We start from the raw sequence: 17,451 nt of genomic DNA on the forward strand, positions 1-17,451 counted from the left end.
TTAGTCGATCAATAATTCAAGGGCGCTGCCCACTGCGGCGATCAGCGCAGCAACATCTTGTTGGTTGTTATAGGGGGCAAACGAGGCGCGTAGTGTGCCGCTGACGCCGAGCGCGTCCATTAATGGCTGTGCACAGTGATGCCCAGCACGCAGTGCGATGCCGCTTTCAGCTAACAGCGTAACGAGATCGCTGTGGTGTACATCGGCAATATCAAAGGACAGCACGCTGGAATGCGGGCTACGGAAGCTGCGAAAGCCGGGGAACTGCGCCAGATGCGTTTCTGCAAGCTGCGCTAACCGCTGGCTATGCTGCTCTGCGGCATGCCAGTCCAGTGTGGTCAGCCAATCTAGTGCGGCAGACAGGCCAAGTACGCCAGCAATGTGGGGGGTTCCCGCTTCAAAACGCTGTGGAATTGCCTGCGGTTTGAAGCCGTCAAAGGAAACCTGTGTCATCATCTTCCCACCGCCTTGCCACGGCATCATACTTTCCAGCAAGTCGGTTTTGCCGTACAGCACGCCGATGCCGGTTGGGGCATAAAGCTTGTGCCCGGAAAACGCGTAGAAATCGATATCCAGCGCCTGTACATCGGGTGGGCAGTGAACAATGCCCTGTGCGCCGTCAACCATCACGACGGCACCATAGCGGTGAGCCAGCGCAATCGCCTGCGCCAGATCGGGCTGGCCGCCTGTCACGTTTGACATCTGTCCCAGCGCCAGCAGGCGAGTTTTTGGCGTGATCAGTGTAGCTAACTGTTGGATATCCGGTAACAAATCTGCGCCTATCGGCAACTTCACGATATTCGCGCCAGTTTGCTGCGCCACCATCAGCCATGGAATCAGGTTAGCGTGATGTTCCGCTTCACTAACGACGATCTCGTCACCTGGTTGAAGACGAGGACGGGCATAGCTTTGGGCGACCAGATTGATCGCTTCCGTCGTGCCTCTGGTCCAGACAATGGAACGCGGGTCGTCTGCGTGGAGTAACGTGGCGACTTGCTCACGAGCGCCTTCAAAACGCTGGGTTAGCGCCTGCGCGCCGCGATGCTGGCTACGGTGCACCGTGCCACTCTCGCTGCAATAGAACGCCTGCACCGCGTCAATGACAGGCTGGGGTTTCAGCGCGGTCGCGGCGCTATCAAGATACACCGTCGAATGCTGAAGGGCAGGGAACTGTTGGCGAAAGGTGGCGGGGTTAAACGGTGTCATGAGCATCCTCTTTTGGAGGGGCGATCCTGTCCCATTTTGTCGATAGAGACAAGTTTAGGACTATGCTTAATGCGATTTTATGGAAAAAATTACAACTGTTGCTACGCTTTAAAGTGTTACTTTTCAGGATTTCCTGATGAGATAATTATCTTGGATGAAATTTAATTTTGATGAGGGCTAATTATGAAGAATAAAATCTCTATTTTTGCCGCTGTTGTAATGGCATTTACTCTGGCAGCCTGTTCTAGTAACTATGTTTTACATACCAATGATGGGCGTACCATTATCTCTGAAGGCAAGCCAAAAGTTGATAACGATACGGGGATGATCAGCTACACCGATGCATATGGTCAGAACCAGCAGATTAGTCGTGATAATGTGCGTGAAATGGTTGAAGCGAAGTAATCGAATATTACTCGTGTTGCTGTGTCTACTCAAATGCCAGCGGTAAAACGCTGGCATTTTTGTCTTCATTGAGGACAAAAAAAAGCACCGCAATTTGCGGTGCTACACAAAAAATCACTTTGGACAGACAGGGTAAATGTACAGGAAGTGAATAGGGTAGACTCGCTACCACATCTGCAAAAGGCAGACAAAAAAATAGCAAACACAACATCACAACCACAAGCCAAAAGCACCTCAGGTCACCCTTCCGCACTTTTCGTTCCGGCCCAGGAAGTTGCGCTAATATAGGTATTTGCTGGTACATCCTCAACGGACAAATTATAATGTCTCGGATTACAAAAACTAATAGTTGTACCCATCATCTTTCGTTGTAGATAAGTTGGTCGTTGTCGATGGCTTTGAACGCGCAGACAGCGGATCGGCTGGGGCGATTTCCCATTGTCGCTTTTCTGCACCTTAAGTGTTATTGGGTACGAATGTACCTGATAAATCGCTTATTTAGCGTAAACCAAAAGATTTCATTCATGTCAAAACGTCTTCCTCCGCTTAACGCATTGCGCGTTTTTGATGCGGCGGCTCGCCATTTAAGTTTTACCAAAGCAGCAGAAGAACTGTTTGTCACGCAGGCCGCCGTCAGCCACCAGATTAAGTCACTGGAAGATTTTCTGGGGCTTAAATTATTCCGCCGTCGTAATCGCTCCTTACTACTGACGGAAGAGGGGCAAAGTTACTATCTTGATATCAAAGAGATCTTCTCCTCTTTGAATGATGCAACCCGTAAGTTGCAATCCCGCAGCGCCAAAGGCGCGTTAACGGTTAGCCTGCTGCCCAGTTTTGCTATTCATTGGCTGGTGCCGCGTCTCTCAAGTTTTAACTCTGACTATCCAGGGATTGATGTGCGTATTCAGGCAGTGGATCGCGATGAAGATCGTCTGGCGGATGATGTGGATGTCGCGATTTTCTACGGTCGGGGTAACTGGCCGGGGTTGCGGGTAGAAAAGCTGTACGCCGAGTATCTTTTGCCCGTTTGTTCACCGGTATTGCTGACGGGGAATCATCCGTTAAAAACGCCGGATGATTTGGTGGCGCATACGCTGCTGCACGATGCGTCGCGTCGTGACTGGCTGTCCTATACGCGCCAGCTTGGCGTGCAGATTAACGTGCAGCAAGGGCCGATTTTCAGCCACAGTGCGATGGTGTTGCAGGCGGCGATCCACGGGCAGGGCGTCGCGCTGGCGAATAACGTAATGGCACAAACGGAAATCGAGGCTGGACGACTGGTGTGTCCGTTTAACGATGTGCTGGTCAGCCGGAATGCTTTTTATCTGGTATGTCATGACAGTCAGGCAGAACTGGGTAAAATAGCCGCCTTTCGCCATTGGATTCTGGCGCGGGCAGCCAGCGAACAGGAAAAGTTTCGCTTCCGCTATGACAACGGCACGCGCTGAAGCCGTGTCGCTGTCGAAGGTTGAGTGACCGAATAACTCACGTAGAGCACTACGTTTCAGACTGAGACAGACCTATTTGCCGAACGAAAACGGCGGTCTTTGTCAGCAACCTCGTTTATAGGTAACAACGATTATGGGTAACTACGATGAATAGTCGTTTTATGCTGGTGTTTGCTGCTATCAGCGGCTTTACTTTTGTCGCGCTAGGCGCGTTTGGCTCTCATGTTCTCAGCAAAACGCTGGGCGCAACGGAACTGGGCTGGTTACATACTGGCCTTGAATATCAGGCATTTCACACGCTGGCGATTTTGGCGCTATCGGTTGCGATGCAACAGCGAACCAATCTGTGGTTTTACTGGAGCAGCGTTTTTCTGGCGTTGGGAACGGTACTCTTCAGCGGAAGTTTGTACTGTCTCGCGCTTTCTCACCTGAAACTTTGGGTTTATGTGACGCCAATTGGCGGAGCCTGTTTTCTGGTGGGGTGGATATTAATATTGATTGGCGCACTGCGTCTGAAGAGAAAGGCTTAACGCCATGAATAAAGTCATTTTGTATTGCCGCCCTGGGTTTGAGAAAGAATGTGCGGCGGAAATAACGGAAAAAGCTACGCAGCATAATGCCTTTGGCTTCGCGCGCGTAAAAGAGAACAGTGGCTACGTCGTGTTTGAATGCTATCAGCACGAAGATGCCGATCGTTTGGTAAAAACGCTGCCGCTGCATGAGCTGATTTTTGCCCGTCAGATGTTCGTGAGCGGTGAACTGCTGCGCGACCTGCCACCAGAAGACCGCATCACGCCCATCGTGGGGATGTTGACGGGAGCCATTGAGCGCGCGGGGGAGCTGCGTGTCGAAGTTCCTGACACCAATGAAAGCAAAGAGCTGATGAAGTTCTGCCGCAAATTCACCGTGCCGCTGCGTGCGGCGCTGCGCGAACACAAAATTCTGCTGGGTTATGAGAAAGCGGATCGTCCGGTTCTGCATGTGCTGTTTATTGCGCCCGGCTGCTGCTATGCCGGTTACTCTTATAGCAATAACAACTCACCGTTTTACATGGGTATCCCACGTCTCAAGTTCCCTTCTGATGCGCCAAGCCGTTCGACGCTGAAACTTGAAGAAGCCTTCCACGTTTTCGTTCCAGCGGATGAGTGGGATGAGCGCCTGAGCAGCGGGATGTATGCGGTAGACCTGGGCGCTTGCCCCGGCGGTTGGACTTATCAACTGGTTAAACGCAGCATGATGGTTTATGCGGTAGACAATGGGCCAATGGCGCCGAGTCTGATGGACACCGGGCAGGTGATGCACCATCAGGCAGATGGCTTCCGCTTCGAGCCACCGAGTAATAACGTGTATTGGCTGGTATGCGACATGGTAGAAAAACCGGCGAAAGTGGCGAGCCTAATGAGCGACTGGCTGGTGAAAGGCTGGTGCCGTGAAGCCATTTTCAATCTGAAGTTACCGATGAAGAAGCGCTACGAAGAAGTGTCACAGAATCTGGCGCTGCTGCGTGAACGTCTGAGCGAAAATGGTATTCATGCCGAAGTCCATGCCAAGCATTTGTATCACGATCGTGAAGAAATCACCGTGCATGTGCGTCGTTTCTGGGGCGCAGTGCCTGGCCGACGCGACGAACGATAGTATCGTGCTGATGCGTATCTGGGGGCACTCAGGTACGCATCCGTATTTATCCGCTAGTGAGAATACGGCGGTGCGCTATTTTGCACCGGCAGCCTCAACTGCTGTAGATTGCCATTAAGCGTTAAATCGGTACGCAGCGTCGCAACCTGACGACTGATCAGCGCCATTTCCTTATGCTGTTCCAGCTTCTTACGCCACTTTTCCGGTACGGCATCCAACTGTTGATACAGCGTTTCCAGATTCCCTGCCTGTTGTAAAAGCTGTGCGGCACTTTTAGGGCCGATGCCTGCGACGCCCGGAATCTTGCTGCTGCTAATACCTGCCAGCCCCCAGTAGTCCGTAAGCTGTTGCGGTGACACACCAAATTCCTGTTCGATAAAGGGAAGATCCAGCCAGCGTTTCTGAAAGTAATCCCTGATCTGAATATGCGGTGCCAATAATTGGCAGTACCCTTTGTCGGTTGATACGATCGTTGCCTGATGGCCCGCTGATGACAGCTTGACGGCCAGCGTAGCCGCCAAATCGTCGGCTTCATTGCCGAGGCTATGCCAGCTTGCTACGCCAACGGCGGCAAACGCCGCTTTAATCTGCGGGAGTTCCTGCTTCAAATTATCCGGCATTGGCGTGCGTCCTGCCTTGTAGTCCGGCAAGAGTTGGTGACGCCAACTGGCATCGCGATCTTCATCATCAAAGACGGCGACCGCGTGCGTAGGCTGGCTGTTTTGTATGAGCTGATGCAGCGCATGTTGGCATGCCGTGATACAGGGCGAACCTTGTACCGCATGAATGCGACGTATCAGATTGAGCGCGTCGACAATCAGCAAATGGACGGGCATCGCGTGATTCCTGATGTGATAAGAGGGGGAAAGCCGTGCTTTCCCACATAGGTATGACCGATCGGTGAACCGTTAGGCGCAGATTTCGTAGCAGGGAATATAGGCGCTACCAGGCAGCTTCATGCGCTGCTGTGCGACAAAGCCTTGTAGCAGCGTATCCATGCTCTTCATCATCTGCGGGTCGCCGTGAATTTTGTACGGCCCACGCTGCTCAATGGCCTGAATGCCGACTTCCTTCACATTACCGGCCACAATGCCGGAGAACGCCCGGCGCAACGCGGCAGCCAGTTCTTCAGCTGGCTGATTCGGATGCAGGTTGAGGTTAGCCATATTTTCATGTGTCGGCTCAAAGGGCAGTTGCAGGTCGGGTGCGATGCGCAGTGACCAGTTAAAGCTGTAAGCATCGCCCGTGTGGCGGCGGCTTTCTTTCACCTGTGGCATCGCTTTCTTCATCTGACGGGCGACTTCTGCTGCGTCATTAATGATGATCGAGTAGTAGCGGCGCGCCTGACGGCCCAGCGTGCTAACAATGAATTCATCCAGCACGCGGAAATAGTCTGCGCTTTCTTCCGGCCCGGTCAGGATAATCGGCAGCACCTGCTCGCTGTTCTCCGGGTTCATCATAATGCCCAGCAGGTAGAGGAATTCTTCCGCCGTTCCAACTCCGCCAGGGAAAATAATGATGCCGTGTCCGATACGGACAAAGGCTTCCAGACGCTTTTCGATATCCGGCATGATAATCAGTTCATTGACCAGCGGATTTGGCGGTTCGGCGGCAATGATGGACGGCTCGGTCATACCGATGAAGCGTCCTTCTTTATAGCGCTGCTGCGCGTGACCGACGGCGGCACCCTTCATAGGGGCTTCCATCGCACCCGGACCGCAGCCCGTGCAGATATTCAGTTCACGCAGGCCAAGCTGGCTGCCTACCTTGCGAGCGTACTGGTATTCAATTTCATTAATCGAGTGACCGCCCCAGCATACCACCATATTCGGTTCTTCCCCGACGTGGAGCGCCCTGGCGTTACGCAGGATAGAGAACACCAGATTGGTGATATGGGCGGAATTTTCCAGATTCAGGTTCTGATAGCGACCTGCGCTGGCGATTTGGCCGTTGACGAAAAGAATGTCGCGCAATACGGCGAACAGATTAGCCTGCAAGGCTCGAATGATGTTGCCGTCAACGAAAGCGTCTTCCGGCGGGTTCACCAATTCCAGTTTGACACCACGCTCGCGGCGCAGCACGTTGATATCAAAATCTTCATAACGAGACAGCAGCTCTTTGCTGTTATCTGTCTGGCTACCGGAATTCAGTACGGCGAGGGAACAGTTGCGAAACAAACGGTAGAGATCGCTGCTGGCTGTGCTTTTCAGCATGTCCACTTCCAACTGCGATAACAAATCCATCGATCCCAATGGGCTGATATGTGTAATCAATTTTGCTCCTTGAAACGCAATATAATTCGCGATGCCATGCTGGCTGACGAGAGCACGTTCTGTTGTTACACGCTCGACGTTTCAGCAGCACGGCACGAATGTCATTCATTTAAGACACGACGCGAAACGCGCATGCGTTAAATACCGCGAGCTTAAATGAAACCTACTTGAGCACCGTTCAGACGTTATGGATCTTTTATTGTCTGGCACACCACCTTAACGTGCCGCCATCATTTTTTCCAATGTTGGCGGCAGTCTGTCGCCTTACTTGCGCGATGCCACGCAATTTACTCTGCAAGCCTGCGGCTTATCGACTGGTTACTGGCGCGGCAGGCGTCCATTTGGCGCGTTAAAAGGGGTATTACTGCGCCATGGGTTGATGTCCAGCCCGCCGCGTCGGGTATAGCGGGCATACACGCTGAGTTTTTCCGGCTGGTAATAGCGCATGATGTCGTTAAAAATTCGTTCCACACACTGTTCGTGAAATTCGTTATGATGACGAAATGAGACAATGTAGCGCAGCAGCGCTTCACGGTTGATGCGCTTGCCGCGATAGTGAATTTGTACCGAGCCCCAGTCGGGCTGATGGGTGATCAAACAGTTGGATTTCAGCAGGTGGCTGACCAGCGTTTCTTCAACGATTGGTGCGTCCTGTTCGTTTGTCGCCAGATAGTCGGCGTTGAAGTCGTAGCTGTCGATCTGAATGTCTTGATCGTCGATACACTCGCCTGTGAATCCTGCTATCGGCTGGCCTTCAAGCTCGCTGAGTTTGAAAAGTGTGATGCTGACATCTCCCTGTGCGCAATCCGCCAGATCCTTGGCTAACGTTGCGCGTACGCTTTCCCAGCTGTCGAATACTGTCTGATTAAAGCTGTTCAGATACAGCTTAAAGCTTTTTGATTCAATCAGATTCAGGCTTTCCGCATTAAGATGCATTTCACCGACGGCGACCTGAGGCACGCCGCGATTGTTCAGCCAGGAAAGCTCATAGAGCGTCCAGATATCCGCGCCATGAAAAGGCAGATTGTCAGGATAAATGCCGAGTGGAACGCGGTTCAGGCTACGTGGCACGGGTTGCAGAAGTGCGGCATCATAGCGGTCGTGATAGGGAGTGGGTTTGCCCAGTGTCAGCCCGCTCAGGGCCTGATGCTTGTCATAGACGGACATGCTGTTACCTTGATGTGATAAGCGTGATGGTGAATAGTGTAACCTGACTAAAAGAGTGATGAGAAAAATTATGGAGCATGAGGTTGTTTCAGCACTGGCGGCGTTTACTCAGCGCTATGTTGCCTGTTGGCAGAAGGAAAAGGGGCATTTGCCTGCCAGTGAAGCACTTTACGGTATACCTTCCCCGTGTATTGTCGAAAATTATGACGATACGGTTCACTGGTCGCCACAGCCTTTTACTTCTTCAGCCGCATTAGATGGTGTGGAACGTGCGCTGGAAATCAGCCTGCATCCCGATATTCATGCTTTTTACACCGCGCAGTATGCCGGGGATATGGCGGCGCAGTTTGATTCGCTATCTTGCCAGCTGTTGCAGGTGTGGAGCGAAGAGGATTTCACCCGGATGCAGGAAAATCTGATTGGTCATTTATTAACGCAGAAACGCCTTAAGCTTATGCCTACGCTGTTTTTAGCGACGACCGATTCGGAGCTGACAATGGTGTCGCTGTGTAATGTTTCCGGGGAAATCATCCTGGAAGAATTCGGCACGAAAAAACGTCAGATCTTAGCGCCAACGCTGGCGTTATTTCTTTCTGGGCTTAATCCGTTAGCGGTCTAATGGTTAATCGAATTTCACTTTCGGCTTTGTGAGAGATCTCTTACATTTGCTGTAAGAAATGTCTTATCTTTAATGTTGAAAATATGTTTCATTTTTATTTTTTCATTATTAATTAGAAGATTATAATAAAATCTCGCTGTGTCACCTGAGGGGCGTTGAGATACATTGTCAATTACCCCTTGCTGAAAGCTGACAATTAATACATCTTATTACTTAAGTTAGTAACCGGTTACAGTGTGTGTAACCGTTACTATAGGTAACAAAATAACGTTACTGCGCTCGGGTTGTTCTCAGGAAGAAACATTGTTTCAGGAAGAGACATTGCTTTAGGAAGAAACGTTGTTTTAGGGATAAACGCTGTTTTAGGAAGAAACAGTCGCTTCAGGAAAAAGCATTGTTTTCAGGAAGAAGCACAGTTTTCAGGAAGAAATAGGGTTTCAGGATGAAATCAGGGACACCTCCAGGAAGGAGACCGAGAGCCGATTAGGAATATCGGTGGGGCAGGAGCCTAAAGGGATTGAATCACGGAAGATACAGGATGGAAACGTCAGGAAGAAAGTGGGACGCCAGCAAGGATTGTGGGTTAGGACGACCAAAAAGGAAAAGTTTTCACGGATGAGCAGGGATGCAAATGTGTAGCGGGATAGCTATAAAACGAACCGGGGGTACTGAGCAATCAGTACCCCCAATTTTTTGCCTGTAACGATCGGAATCAGGGGTTATTTTACATAGCATATGACCAAAATGCAGCGATTGGGTCAGACTGATATCAGTGCTATGCTTTGCCGCCATTACTGTTGGCGTCTAGGGCGAGAAACCGCATGAGTAGAGAGAACCAGGTTCGTCAGTCATTATTCGATATTGAGCGCGCATTGAGAGAAAGCCCTTTCTGGCAGGTTGTCCCGCCGGAAGATGAGGCCTTTAACAGCACGGAGCCTTTCAGTCTCGATACCATGAAACCCGAAGAGTGGTTGCAGTGGGTTTTTTTGCCGCGCATGCATGCCTTATTGGACAGCGAGCTAGCGCTGCCCGCTGAGTTGGTTTTACTGCCTTATTTTGAAGAAGCACTGGAAGGTACGCCAGAAGAGACTGCGGCGATTTTGTTGCGTATCAGGCTGCTCGATGAGCTGTTCAACCCCGATGTGCAGGATGGCGCAGCGCACGATGCTTGAGATTATTTATCAGGATGAGCATCTGGTTGCCGTCAATAAACCCAGCGGCTGGTTAGTCCATCGTAGTTGGCTGGATCGCAAAGAAAAAGTCGTGGTGATGCAAACCGTGCGCGATCAGATCGGCCAGCATGTGTATACCGTTCATCGTCTCGACAGGCCGACATCCGGCGTGTTGCTGCTAGCGCTGTCCAGCGAGGTGGCGCGTGCGTTATCCCAGCAATTTGAATCGCACCAGATGCAGAAAATGTACCATGCCGTTGTACGGGGCTATGTGCTGGATGACGGCGTGATCGACTATGCGCTCACCGAAGAGCTGGACAAGATTGCTGACAAGTTTACCCATCCTGATAAGGCACCGCAGCCTGCCGTCACACATTACCGTTCGTTGGCGCAGGTTGAGATGCCGGTCGCCATCGGTCGTTATCCTACGGCACGCTACAGTCTGATGGAGTTGAAGCCACAGACCGGGCGCAAGCACCAGCTACGCCGCCATATGTCACATATCCATCATCCGATTATCGGCGATACCGCGCATGGCGACCTGCGACACAATCGCGGCATGGAGTCGCACTTTTCCTGCGGCAGGCTCATGCTGCATGCCAGCGAGTTACAGCTAAACCATCCGGTGAGCGGACAGCCATTGAGGCTACAGGCGCGTTGGGATTCCCCGTGGCAGGGGGTGATGAGGCAGTTTGGCTGGCAGGGGATTCTCCCTGATTTTGAAGGGGTTGAGTTTCCTGCCGACTCAGGTCAGGATAGCGAACATTTCGTCGAGTAATCATCGCAGTCTTATTACTGCCGTATTATTTTTATATTACTTTTATATCAAACATATTGAATTAAAAAGGGAGTCAGAAGCATGGCGCAGATTGGTATTTTTGTTGGTACGGTCTACGGGAATGCATTGCTGGTGGCCGAAGAAGCCGAAAATATACTCAAGGATCGTGGTCACGAGGTTAAGGTCTTTGAAGATGCGACGCTGGAATCCTGGCTGGATTACCGCGAGCATTCGGTTTTAGTCGTCACGTCGACGACGGGACAAGGCCAGTTGCCTGATTCTATTGTTCCGCTTTACGCCGCACTGCGTGAGAAAGGCGGTTACCAGCCCGCGCTGCGCTATGGCGTGATTGCGCTGGGTGACAGCAGTTACCCGAACTTCTGCGCGGGTGGTCATCTTTTCGATGCACTGTTGCAGGAAATCGGTGCGAAGCGTCTGGGTGATGTTTTGGAAATTGATGCTGTTGAACATCCAGAGCCGGAAGTGATTTCATGCCCGTGGGTTGAGGCATGGGCTGATTCAGTTGACGCACAGTAATGCTGTGCTGAGATAAGAAACGGGAGCTCACAAGGCTCCCGTTTTCGTTGCGGTCTGTCTTAATGTATTTAGAGATGAACGTGTTTAACGGTTCTTGGTCAACTTCTCTAAATCCGCTTCGATTTCGGTAATTTTGTTGGAAACCACGCTCTCCAGATGACGTAGGTCATCGAGGATTTTGCGTTTCAGATCGACTTCAACCTGTTCCTGCTGGCAGATTTTATCTAACTCATCAATTACATAACGCAGATTTGGGCTGATCTCGTTGATCTCTTTATAGCCCTGTCCGCTGTTGTCGGCCACGATGGTCTTGCGCTGACGTGGATATTTGAACTTCACGCTTTTAGCAAAAAACTCGCCCTTATCTTTGCGAAAATAGATCTTCAGGATGTCGTTGTTTGCTTCCTGACGCAGGCTATAGCGATCGATATCATCGGGATTGGTAATGCCCAGGCTTTTTAGATTGTCATACATAGCGTCACCTTCTCGGTTTTTAGATAGTCCTGATTATCGTTCGAGCATAAAAAAACGGCGGGGGATTAACCCGCCGTTTCTCGTTTAGTCGATAGAGCGTAATAACTCATTGATACCCACTTTACCGCGGGTTTTTGCATCCACTTTCTTCACAATGATGGCGCAGTACATGCTGTGGCTACCATCTTTGGACGGCAGGTTGCCAGAAACCACGACGGAGCCTGCGGGGACGCGGCCATAGTGAATTTCACCCGTTTCACGATCGTAAATACGGGTACTTTGGCTGATGAACACGCCCATGGAGATGACGGAACCTTCCTCAACCACAACGCCTTCTACGACTTCAGAACGCGCACCGATGAAGCAGTTATCTTCGATGATGGTTGGGTTAGCCTGTAACGGCTCCAAAACACCACCGATGCCCACGCCGCCGGACAGGTGAACATTTTTACCGATCTGAGCACAAGAGCCTACGGTTACCCACGTATCCACCATGGTGCCTTCATCAACGTAAGCGCCGATGTTGACGTAAGATGGCATCAGCACGGTATTACGTGCGATATAGGCACCGCGACGCACGCTGGCTGGTGGTGCAACGCGCACGCCTTCACGCTGGAAACGCGCTTCATCATAGTCAGCGAATTTCATTGGCACTTTGTCGAAAAAGCGTGTTTCTCCGCCTTCGATAAGTTGGTTATCGTTAATACGGAAAGAGAGCAGCACGGCTTTCTTCAGCCACTGATGCGTAACCCACTGGCCGTCGATTTTCTCTGCAACGCGCAGGGCGCCGCTATCCAGCAGGTTGATAGCCTGATTGACGGCTTCACGCGTGACGGTGTCTGCGTTTGCCGGAGTGATTTCAGCGCGGCGCTCGAAAGCCGTCTCAATGATGTTCTGTAATTGTTGGTGCATCCTGATTTCTCTTTCCTGATTGTAAAAATTAACTCAATGGTACTTTATCGTTTGGGTTAAGGGCTTCTGTCAACCGTTCTTGCAATTTAAGGCGTAAATCCGGCTTTAATGCCCGTCTGTCGCTGTCGGCCAGAATGAAAAGATCCTCTACCCGCTCGCCGATCGTGGAAATGCGTGCGCCATGCAGCGACAGGTTGAGATCGGCAAAAATTTCACCGATGCGTGCCAACAGTCCCGGTTGGTCAAGCGCGCAGAGCTCCATGTAGCTACGTCTGTCCGTATGTGTCGGCAGAAAGTTGACCTCGGTGGGGACGCTGAAATGGCGCAGCTTAGGTGATGGTCGGCGCACGCGCGGGTGTTGGTAGTGCCGATGTGTCAGCGCCTGTTCCAGCGCGTGGCGGATCATCTCATGCCGATCCTGCGCCAGCGGGCTGCCGTCCGGTTCCAGCACGATGAACGTATCCATCGCCATGCCGTCGCGGCTGGTGAAAATTTGCGCATCGTGCACGCTGAGGTTGCGTCGATCCAGTTCGCCAGCGACCGCCGCGAAAAGGTAAGGTCTGTCCGGGCTCCAGATAAAAATCTCTGTACCGCCACGGCTGGCTTGATGGCTGATCAGCACGAGCGGTTTGTTGACGTCATGTTCCAGCAGATGACGTGCGTGCCAGGCAAGCTGATTTGGCGAGTGACGCAGGAAATAATCGGCTCGACAGCGGCTCCAGATATGGTGCAACGCTTCTTCGTCAATGTTGTCCATGCGCAGTAGCGCCAGCGCCTGCAACCGATGGTGGCGGACGCGTTCGCGTAAATCCGGCGTATTTTGCATGCCACGTCGCAGCTGCTTCTCGGTAGCGAAATAGAGTTCACGCAACAGGCTCTGTTTCCAACTGTTCCACAGCGTTTCATTCGTCGCGCAAATATCCGCAACTGTCAGGCTGACCAGATAGCGCAGGCGAGTTTCGCTCTGCACTTCGGTGGCAAATTGCTGAATGACGGTGGGATCCTGAATGTCGCGACGCTGTGCGGTGACCGACATCAGCAGGTGGCAGCGCACCAGCCAGGAAACCAACTGAGCTTCACGCGAGTTCAGTCCGTGCAGTGCGGCAAACTCCAGCACATCCTGCGCGCCCAGTTCAGAGTGATCGCCTCCTCGGCCTTTGGCGATATCGTGGAACAACGCGGCCAGCAGCAATAATTCGGGCTGGGGCAGGCGAGGGTAGAGCTCTACGCACAGAGGATGCTGTGGCCGCGTATCCTCATCGGCAAAGCTTTCCAGCTTGAGCAGAACGCGGATCGTGTGTTCATCCACCGTATAGGCGTGAAACAGATCGAACTGCATCTGACCGACGATGTTTCCCCACAGCGGCATATACGCCCACAGCACGCTGTGGCGATGCATTGGCAGCAGCGCACGGCTTACCGCATGCGGATGGCGCAGAATATTCATGAACAGCTGACGTGCTTCTGGGATGGTGCAAAGCGGGCTGGCAAGGTGGCGACGAGCATGGCGCAACTGGCGCAATGTGGTGGAGTAAATACCGCTAATATCACGGTTGCGCACCATCAGGTAGAACATGCGCATGATGGCTTCTGGCTTTTTGATAAACAGATTCTCATCGCGCAGATCAAGCAGATTGCCGCGTAACTGGAATTCATCGTCAATCTGACGAGGCTTCTCACTCGCATCCAGTGCCAGAATTGCTTCGTCAAAGAGCTGCAACAGCATCTGGTTCAACTCGCTGACGCGACGCGTCATACGGTAGAAGTCCTTCATCATGCGTTCTACCGGCGTATTCCCCTCGCCCTGATATTGCAACAATTGCGCGACGTTAAGCTGTCTGTCGAACAGCAGCCGATTGTCGTAACGCGGCAGGATCAGGTGCAGGGCGAAGCGGATGCGCCACAAAAAGCTTTGGCATTCGTTCAGCTCTTTACGCTCCGCTTCTGTCAGAAAGCCGAACCCTACCATTTCGTTGAGCGAGGTCGCACCGAAGTGGCGTCTCGCGACCCACAGCAGCGTGTGAATGTCGCGTAGTCCGCCTGGGCTGCTCTTGATATCGGGCTCCAGGTTGTAGCTGGTGCTGTGATAGCGCTGATGGCGCTCTTGTTGTTCGGCGATTTTTGCTGGGAAAAATGCGGAGGATGGCCAAAATTCATCGCTGAACACGTGTTTTTGCAGCGTAAGAAACAGGGCGACGTCGCCGCATATCATGCGGGATTCGATCAGGTTGGTCGCGACAGAAATGTCTGCGCGTCCTTCCTGTAAGCACTCTTCCAGCGTCCTGACACTATGGCCGACTTCCAGCTTCAAATCCCACAGTAGGGTGATGAATTGGCCGACGCGCTGTGAGTGCTCCTCACTCAGTGCCGTCTGGCTTAATACCAGCACATCGATATCGGAAAGCGGGTGTAGCTCTCCTCGGCCATATCCACCCACTGCCACCAGTGACGTTTGGGCAATATTTTCAAAGCCGTGGAAGTACCACAGCCGTTGCAACAGGCGATCGATGAACAAAGTTCTGGCATCAATCAGCTTTTCTGCGCTGACGCCGGAACGGAATTCTGAACCGAGCCAAAGCTGAAACAGTTCCAACTGCTGTTTTAACGTCTGGCAATTCAGCATGTCATCCGCGTAGGTCAGCGGTGAAGCGGGCAACTGCGCTGGTGCACTGGGATCTACAGGGCTGTTTGATGAGGACGCGTCGGGTGGCGTACTGTCTGGCGAAAATCGGTTATCTGTCATAGCGCAGCCCATAAAAAAACGCAGAGCGCGTTTTTCAACGTCGCTTGCGACGGCTCGTAGGGTGGCGTGCTTTCTGCACGCCATAAAAAAGCCGGCATCTGCCGGCTCCGTGTTTACTGTTCATGCGTGATGATGTTGGGGATGGTGTCATCCTTTCGCAACGTCATTATTTCGCAGCCGTTATCGGTTACCACAATAGTATGCTCGTACTGTGCCGACAAGCTGCGATCTTTGGTTTTTACCGTCCAGCCGTCTTTCATGGTACGAATACGGAAATCACCGGCATTGAGCATAGGCTCGATCGTAAATGCCATACCCGCTTGCAGCACTACGCCACCGTCGTCTGCATCGTAGTGCAGAACCTGTGGCTCTTCGTGGAAGCCCTTGCCGATGCCGTGACCGCAGTACTCACGCACCACGGAGAAATTATTCCCTTCCGCAAACTGCTGGATCGCTTTGCCCAACGTACGCAGGCGAATGCCTGGCTTAACCATTTTCAGCGCCAGATAGAGACTTTCCTGCGTGATGCGGCAGAGGCGCTCACCCAGAATGGTCGGTTTGCCCGCAATGAACATTTTTGACGTATCGCCGTGGAAGCCGTCTTTGATTACGGTGACGTCGATGTTGACGATGTCGCCGTCTTTCAAAATGCGTTCTTCGCTAGGAATACCGTGGCACACCACTTCATTGATGGAGATGCAGACGGATTTCGGGAAGCCGTGGTAGCCCAGACAAGCAGAAATGGCCTGCTGCTTATTGGTGATGTGATCGTGACAGATTCTGTCCAGCTCGCCAGTACTAACGCCCGGCACCACGTGGGGCTCGATGATTTCCAGAACTTCGGCAGCCAGGCGACCCGCTACGCGCATTTTTTCGATGTCTTCAGGAGTTTTAATTGAAATTGCCATTGATGATTGTCCGCAGGTGCCTGTTAAGCACAAAAATTAAGAGCGATAACTAATAACTTATGTTACCAGCCATGCCGCTGGCTTGCCAAACTATCATTCTGATTTGTGGACGGTTGAATAACAAATGTTGGTGTCGCTGGGGGATTTATGGTATAAAGCGCGCCGATGATCCGGCTGGATATCGGTTATACGGTATTCAACCACATCGACTAAACTCACTTTGTGTAAATAACACACACATGTCGGCACGTTCGCCGGGGTGCTCCTGAGGTGTTTCACCGGATGGGGTCGGCGCAATGGGACATGTGGAGGCATAACCCCATACTTAATCAATAGAGGTAATCATGGCAACTGTTTCCATGCGCGATATGCTCAAGGCTGGCGTACACTTTGGTCACCAGACCCGTTACTGGAACCCGAAAATGAAGCCATTCATCTTCGGTGCACGTAACAAAGTTCACATCATCAACCTTGAAAAAACTGTACCGATGTTCAACGACGCTCTGGCTGAGCTGAGCAAAATTGCTTCTCGCAAAGGCAAAATTCTGTTCGTTGGTACTAAGCGCGCAGCAAGCGAAGCGGTAAAAGATGCAGCCAACAACTGCGATCAGTTCTTCGTGAACCATCGTTGGTTGGGCGGTATGCTGACTAACTGGAAAACCGTTCGTCAGTCCATCAAACGTTTGAAAGATCTGGAAACCCAATCTCAAGACGGCACGTTCGACAAGCTGACCAAAAAAGAGGCGCTGATGCGCACTCGTGAACTGGACAAGCTGGAAAACAGCCTGGGCGGTATCAAAGATATGGGCGGTCTGCCAGACGCGCTGTTCGTTATCGACGCCGATCACGAGCACATCGCAATCAAAGAAGCTAACAACCTGGGTATTCCGGTATTCGCAGTGGTTGATACCAACTCCGATCCAGATGGCGTTGACTACATCATCCCTGGTAACGATGACGCAATCCGTGCAGTTAGCCTGTACCTGAGCGCTGTTGCTACTGCTGTCCGCGAAGGCCGTTCTCAAGATCTGGCTGTGCAGGCAGAAGAAGGCTTAGTAGAAGCTGAATAATAAGTCTGGCTCGTTGAGCCCTTATTAACCAGGTAGTACTAGTTTGGTTAGGGGCCTTTTTATGGCCCCTTTTTCACTTTTAAAGCTGTTTGGTCGTGACGACC

17 protein-coding genes are annotated in these 17,451 nt (G+C 51.8%); 9 read left to right on the top strand and 8 right to left on the bottom strand.

Annotated elements, in window-relative coordinates:
• Positions 1 to 1,206, bottom strand: coding sequence for a cysteine desulfurase CsdA (gene csdA, locus KKH3_RS03650; RefSeq protein WP_039355894.1), 1,206 nt, complete (start codon positions 1,204 to 1,206; stop codon positions 1 to 3).
• Positions 1,207 to 1,389: 183 nt separating this feature from the next.
• Here csdA and KKH3_RS03655 point away from each other — a divergent pair, with 183 nt between their 5' ends.
• The 4 genes from KKH3_RS03655 to rlmM all read left to right on the top strand — a co-directional run bounded on the left by KKH3_RS03655 (position 1,390) and on the right by rlmM (position 4,694).
• Positions 1,390 to 1,611, top strand: coding sequence for a YgdI/YgdR family lipoprotein (locus KKH3_RS03655; RefSeq protein ID WP_039355898.1), 222 nt, complete (start codon positions 1,390 to 1,392; stop codon positions 1,609 to 1,611).
• Between the two features lie 524 nt (positions 1,612 to 2,135).
• Complete coding sequence (locus tag KKH3_RS03660) at positions 2,136 to 3,059, top strand: transcriptional regulator GcvA (RefSeq protein WP_039362098.1); 924 nt, start codon at positions 2,136 to 2,138, stop codon at positions 3,057 to 3,059.
• 146 nt (positions 3,060 to 3,205) lie between these two features.
• Positions 3,206 to 3,589 carry a DUF423 domain-containing protein gene (locus tag KKH3_RS03665; RefSeq protein ID WP_039355901.1) on the top strand — a complete coding sequence of 128 codons (384 nt, stop codon included), beginning with the start codon at positions 3,206 to 3,208 and terminating at the stop codon, positions 3,587 to 3,589.
• Positions 3,590 to 3,593: 4 nt separating this feature from the next.
• Positions 3,594 to 4,694 carry a 23S rRNA (cytidine(2498)-2'-O)-methyltransferase RlmM gene (gene rlmM, locus KKH3_RS03670; RefSeq protein WP_039355904.1) on the top strand — a complete coding sequence of 367 codons (1,101 nt, stop codon included), beginning with the start codon at positions 3,594 to 3,596 and terminating at the stop codon, positions 4,692 to 4,694.
• A gap of 53 nt (positions 4,695 to 4,747) precedes the next feature.
• Here the strand turns inward: rlmM and xni are convergent, their stop codons facing one another.
• The 3 genes from xni to queF form a co-directional block, all read right to left on the bottom strand.
• Positions 4,748 to 5,530, bottom strand: coding sequence for a flap endonuclease Xni (gene xni / locus KKH3_RS03675; protein ID WP_039355907.1), 783 nt, complete (start codon positions 5,528 to 5,530; stop codon positions 4,748 to 4,750).
• A gap of 72 nt (positions 5,531 to 5,602) precedes the next feature.
• A complete protein-coding gene (gene ppnN / locus KKH3_RS03680; RefSeq protein ID WP_039355910.1) occupies positions 5,603 to 6,967 on the bottom strand; it encodes a nucleotide 5'-monophosphate nucleosidase PpnN in 1,365 nt (454 codons plus the stop codon).
• 318 nt (positions 6,968 to 7,285) lie between these two features.
• Positions 7,286 to 8,134: an NADPH-dependent 7-cyano-7-deazaguanine reductase QueF gene (gene queF, locus KKH3_RS03685; RefSeq protein ID WP_039355913.1), complete on the bottom strand. Its 849-nt coding sequence runs from the start codon at positions 8,132 to 8,134 to the stop codon at positions 7,286 to 7,288.
• A gap of 70 nt (positions 8,135 to 8,204) precedes the next feature.
• Here queF and syd point away from each other — a divergent pair, with 70 nt between their 5' ends.
• From syd to KKH3_RS03705, 4 genes are all read left to right on the top strand, one after another.
• Positions 8,205 to 8,753 (top strand): SecY-interacting protein, encoded by a 549-nt coding sequence (gene syd, locus KKH3_RS03690; RefSeq protein WP_039355916.1) that lies wholly within the window; start codon positions 8,205 to 8,207, stop codon positions 8,751 to 8,753.
• Positions 8,754 to 9,574: 821 nt separating this feature from the next.
• A complete protein-coding gene (locus KKH3_RS03695) occupies positions 9,575 to 9,925 on the top strand; it encodes a YqcC family protein (protein ID WP_039355919.1) in 351 nt (116 codons plus the stop codon).
• The gene (gene truC / locus KKH3_RS03700; RefSeq protein WP_039355923.1) at positions 9,918 to 10,703 is read left to right on the top strand and encodes a tRNA pseudouridine(65) synthase TruC; all 786 of its coding nucleotides are present in this window, start codon (positions 9,918 to 9,920) and stop codon (positions 10,701 to 10,703) included. Before KKH3_RS03695 ends, truC begins: the two co-directional genes overlap by 8 nt.
• Before the next feature lie 81 nt (positions 10,704 to 10,784).
• Positions 10,785 to 11,240, top strand: coding sequence for a flavodoxin (locus KKH3_RS03705; protein ID WP_039355926.1), 456 nt, complete (start codon positions 10,785 to 10,787; stop codon positions 11,238 to 11,240).
• A gap of 84 nt (positions 11,241 to 11,324) precedes the next feature.
• Here the strand turns inward: KKH3_RS03705 and KKH3_RS03710 are convergent, their stop codons facing one another.
• The 4 genes from KKH3_RS03710 to map all read right to left on the bottom strand — a co-directional run bounded on the left by KKH3_RS03710 (position 11,325) and on the right by map (position 16,277).
• A complete protein-coding gene (locus KKH3_RS03710; protein WP_010284811.1) occupies positions 11,325 to 11,714 on the bottom strand; it encodes a DUF3461 family protein in 390 nt (129 codons plus the stop codon).
• A gap of 84 nt (positions 11,715 to 11,798) precedes the next feature.
• Positions 11,799 to 12,626 (bottom strand): 2,3,4,5-tetrahydropyridine-2,6-dicarboxylate N-succinyltransferase, encoded by an 828-nt coding sequence (dapD, locus tag KKH3_RS03715; RefSeq protein WP_039355929.1) that lies wholly within the window; start codon positions 12,624 to 12,626, stop codon positions 11,799 to 11,801.
• 28 nt (positions 12,627 to 12,654) lie between these two features.
• Positions 12,655 to 15,369 carry a bifunctional uridylyltransferase/uridylyl-removing protein GlnD gene (gene glnD, locus KKH3_RS03720; protein ID WP_039362101.1) on the bottom strand — a complete coding sequence of 905 codons (2,715 nt, stop codon included), beginning with the start codon at positions 15,367 to 15,369 and terminating at the stop codon, positions 12,655 to 12,657.
• 113 nt (positions 15,370 to 15,482) lie between these two features.
• Positions 15,483 to 16,277 carry a type I methionyl aminopeptidase gene (gene map, locus KKH3_RS03725; RefSeq protein ID WP_039355933.1) on the bottom strand — a complete coding sequence of 265 codons (795 nt, stop codon included), beginning with the start codon at positions 16,275 to 16,277 and terminating at the stop codon, positions 15,483 to 15,485.
• 344 nt (positions 16,278 to 16,621) lie between these two features.
• Here map and rpsB point away from each other — a divergent pair, with 344 nt between their 5' ends.
• Entirely contained in the window at positions 16,622 to 17,347 is a 726-nt protein-coding gene (gene rpsB, locus KKH3_RS03730; protein WP_010284816.1) for a 30S ribosomal protein S2, read from the top strand.
• Positions 17,348 to 17,451 lie beyond the last annotated feature (104 nt).

Source organism: Pectobacterium actinidiae, assembly GCF_000803315.1.
In the GTDB taxonomy this organism is placed as follows: Bacteria; Pseudomonadota; Gammaproteobacteria; order Enterobacterales; family Enterobacteriaceae; genus Pectobacterium; species Pectobacterium actinidiae.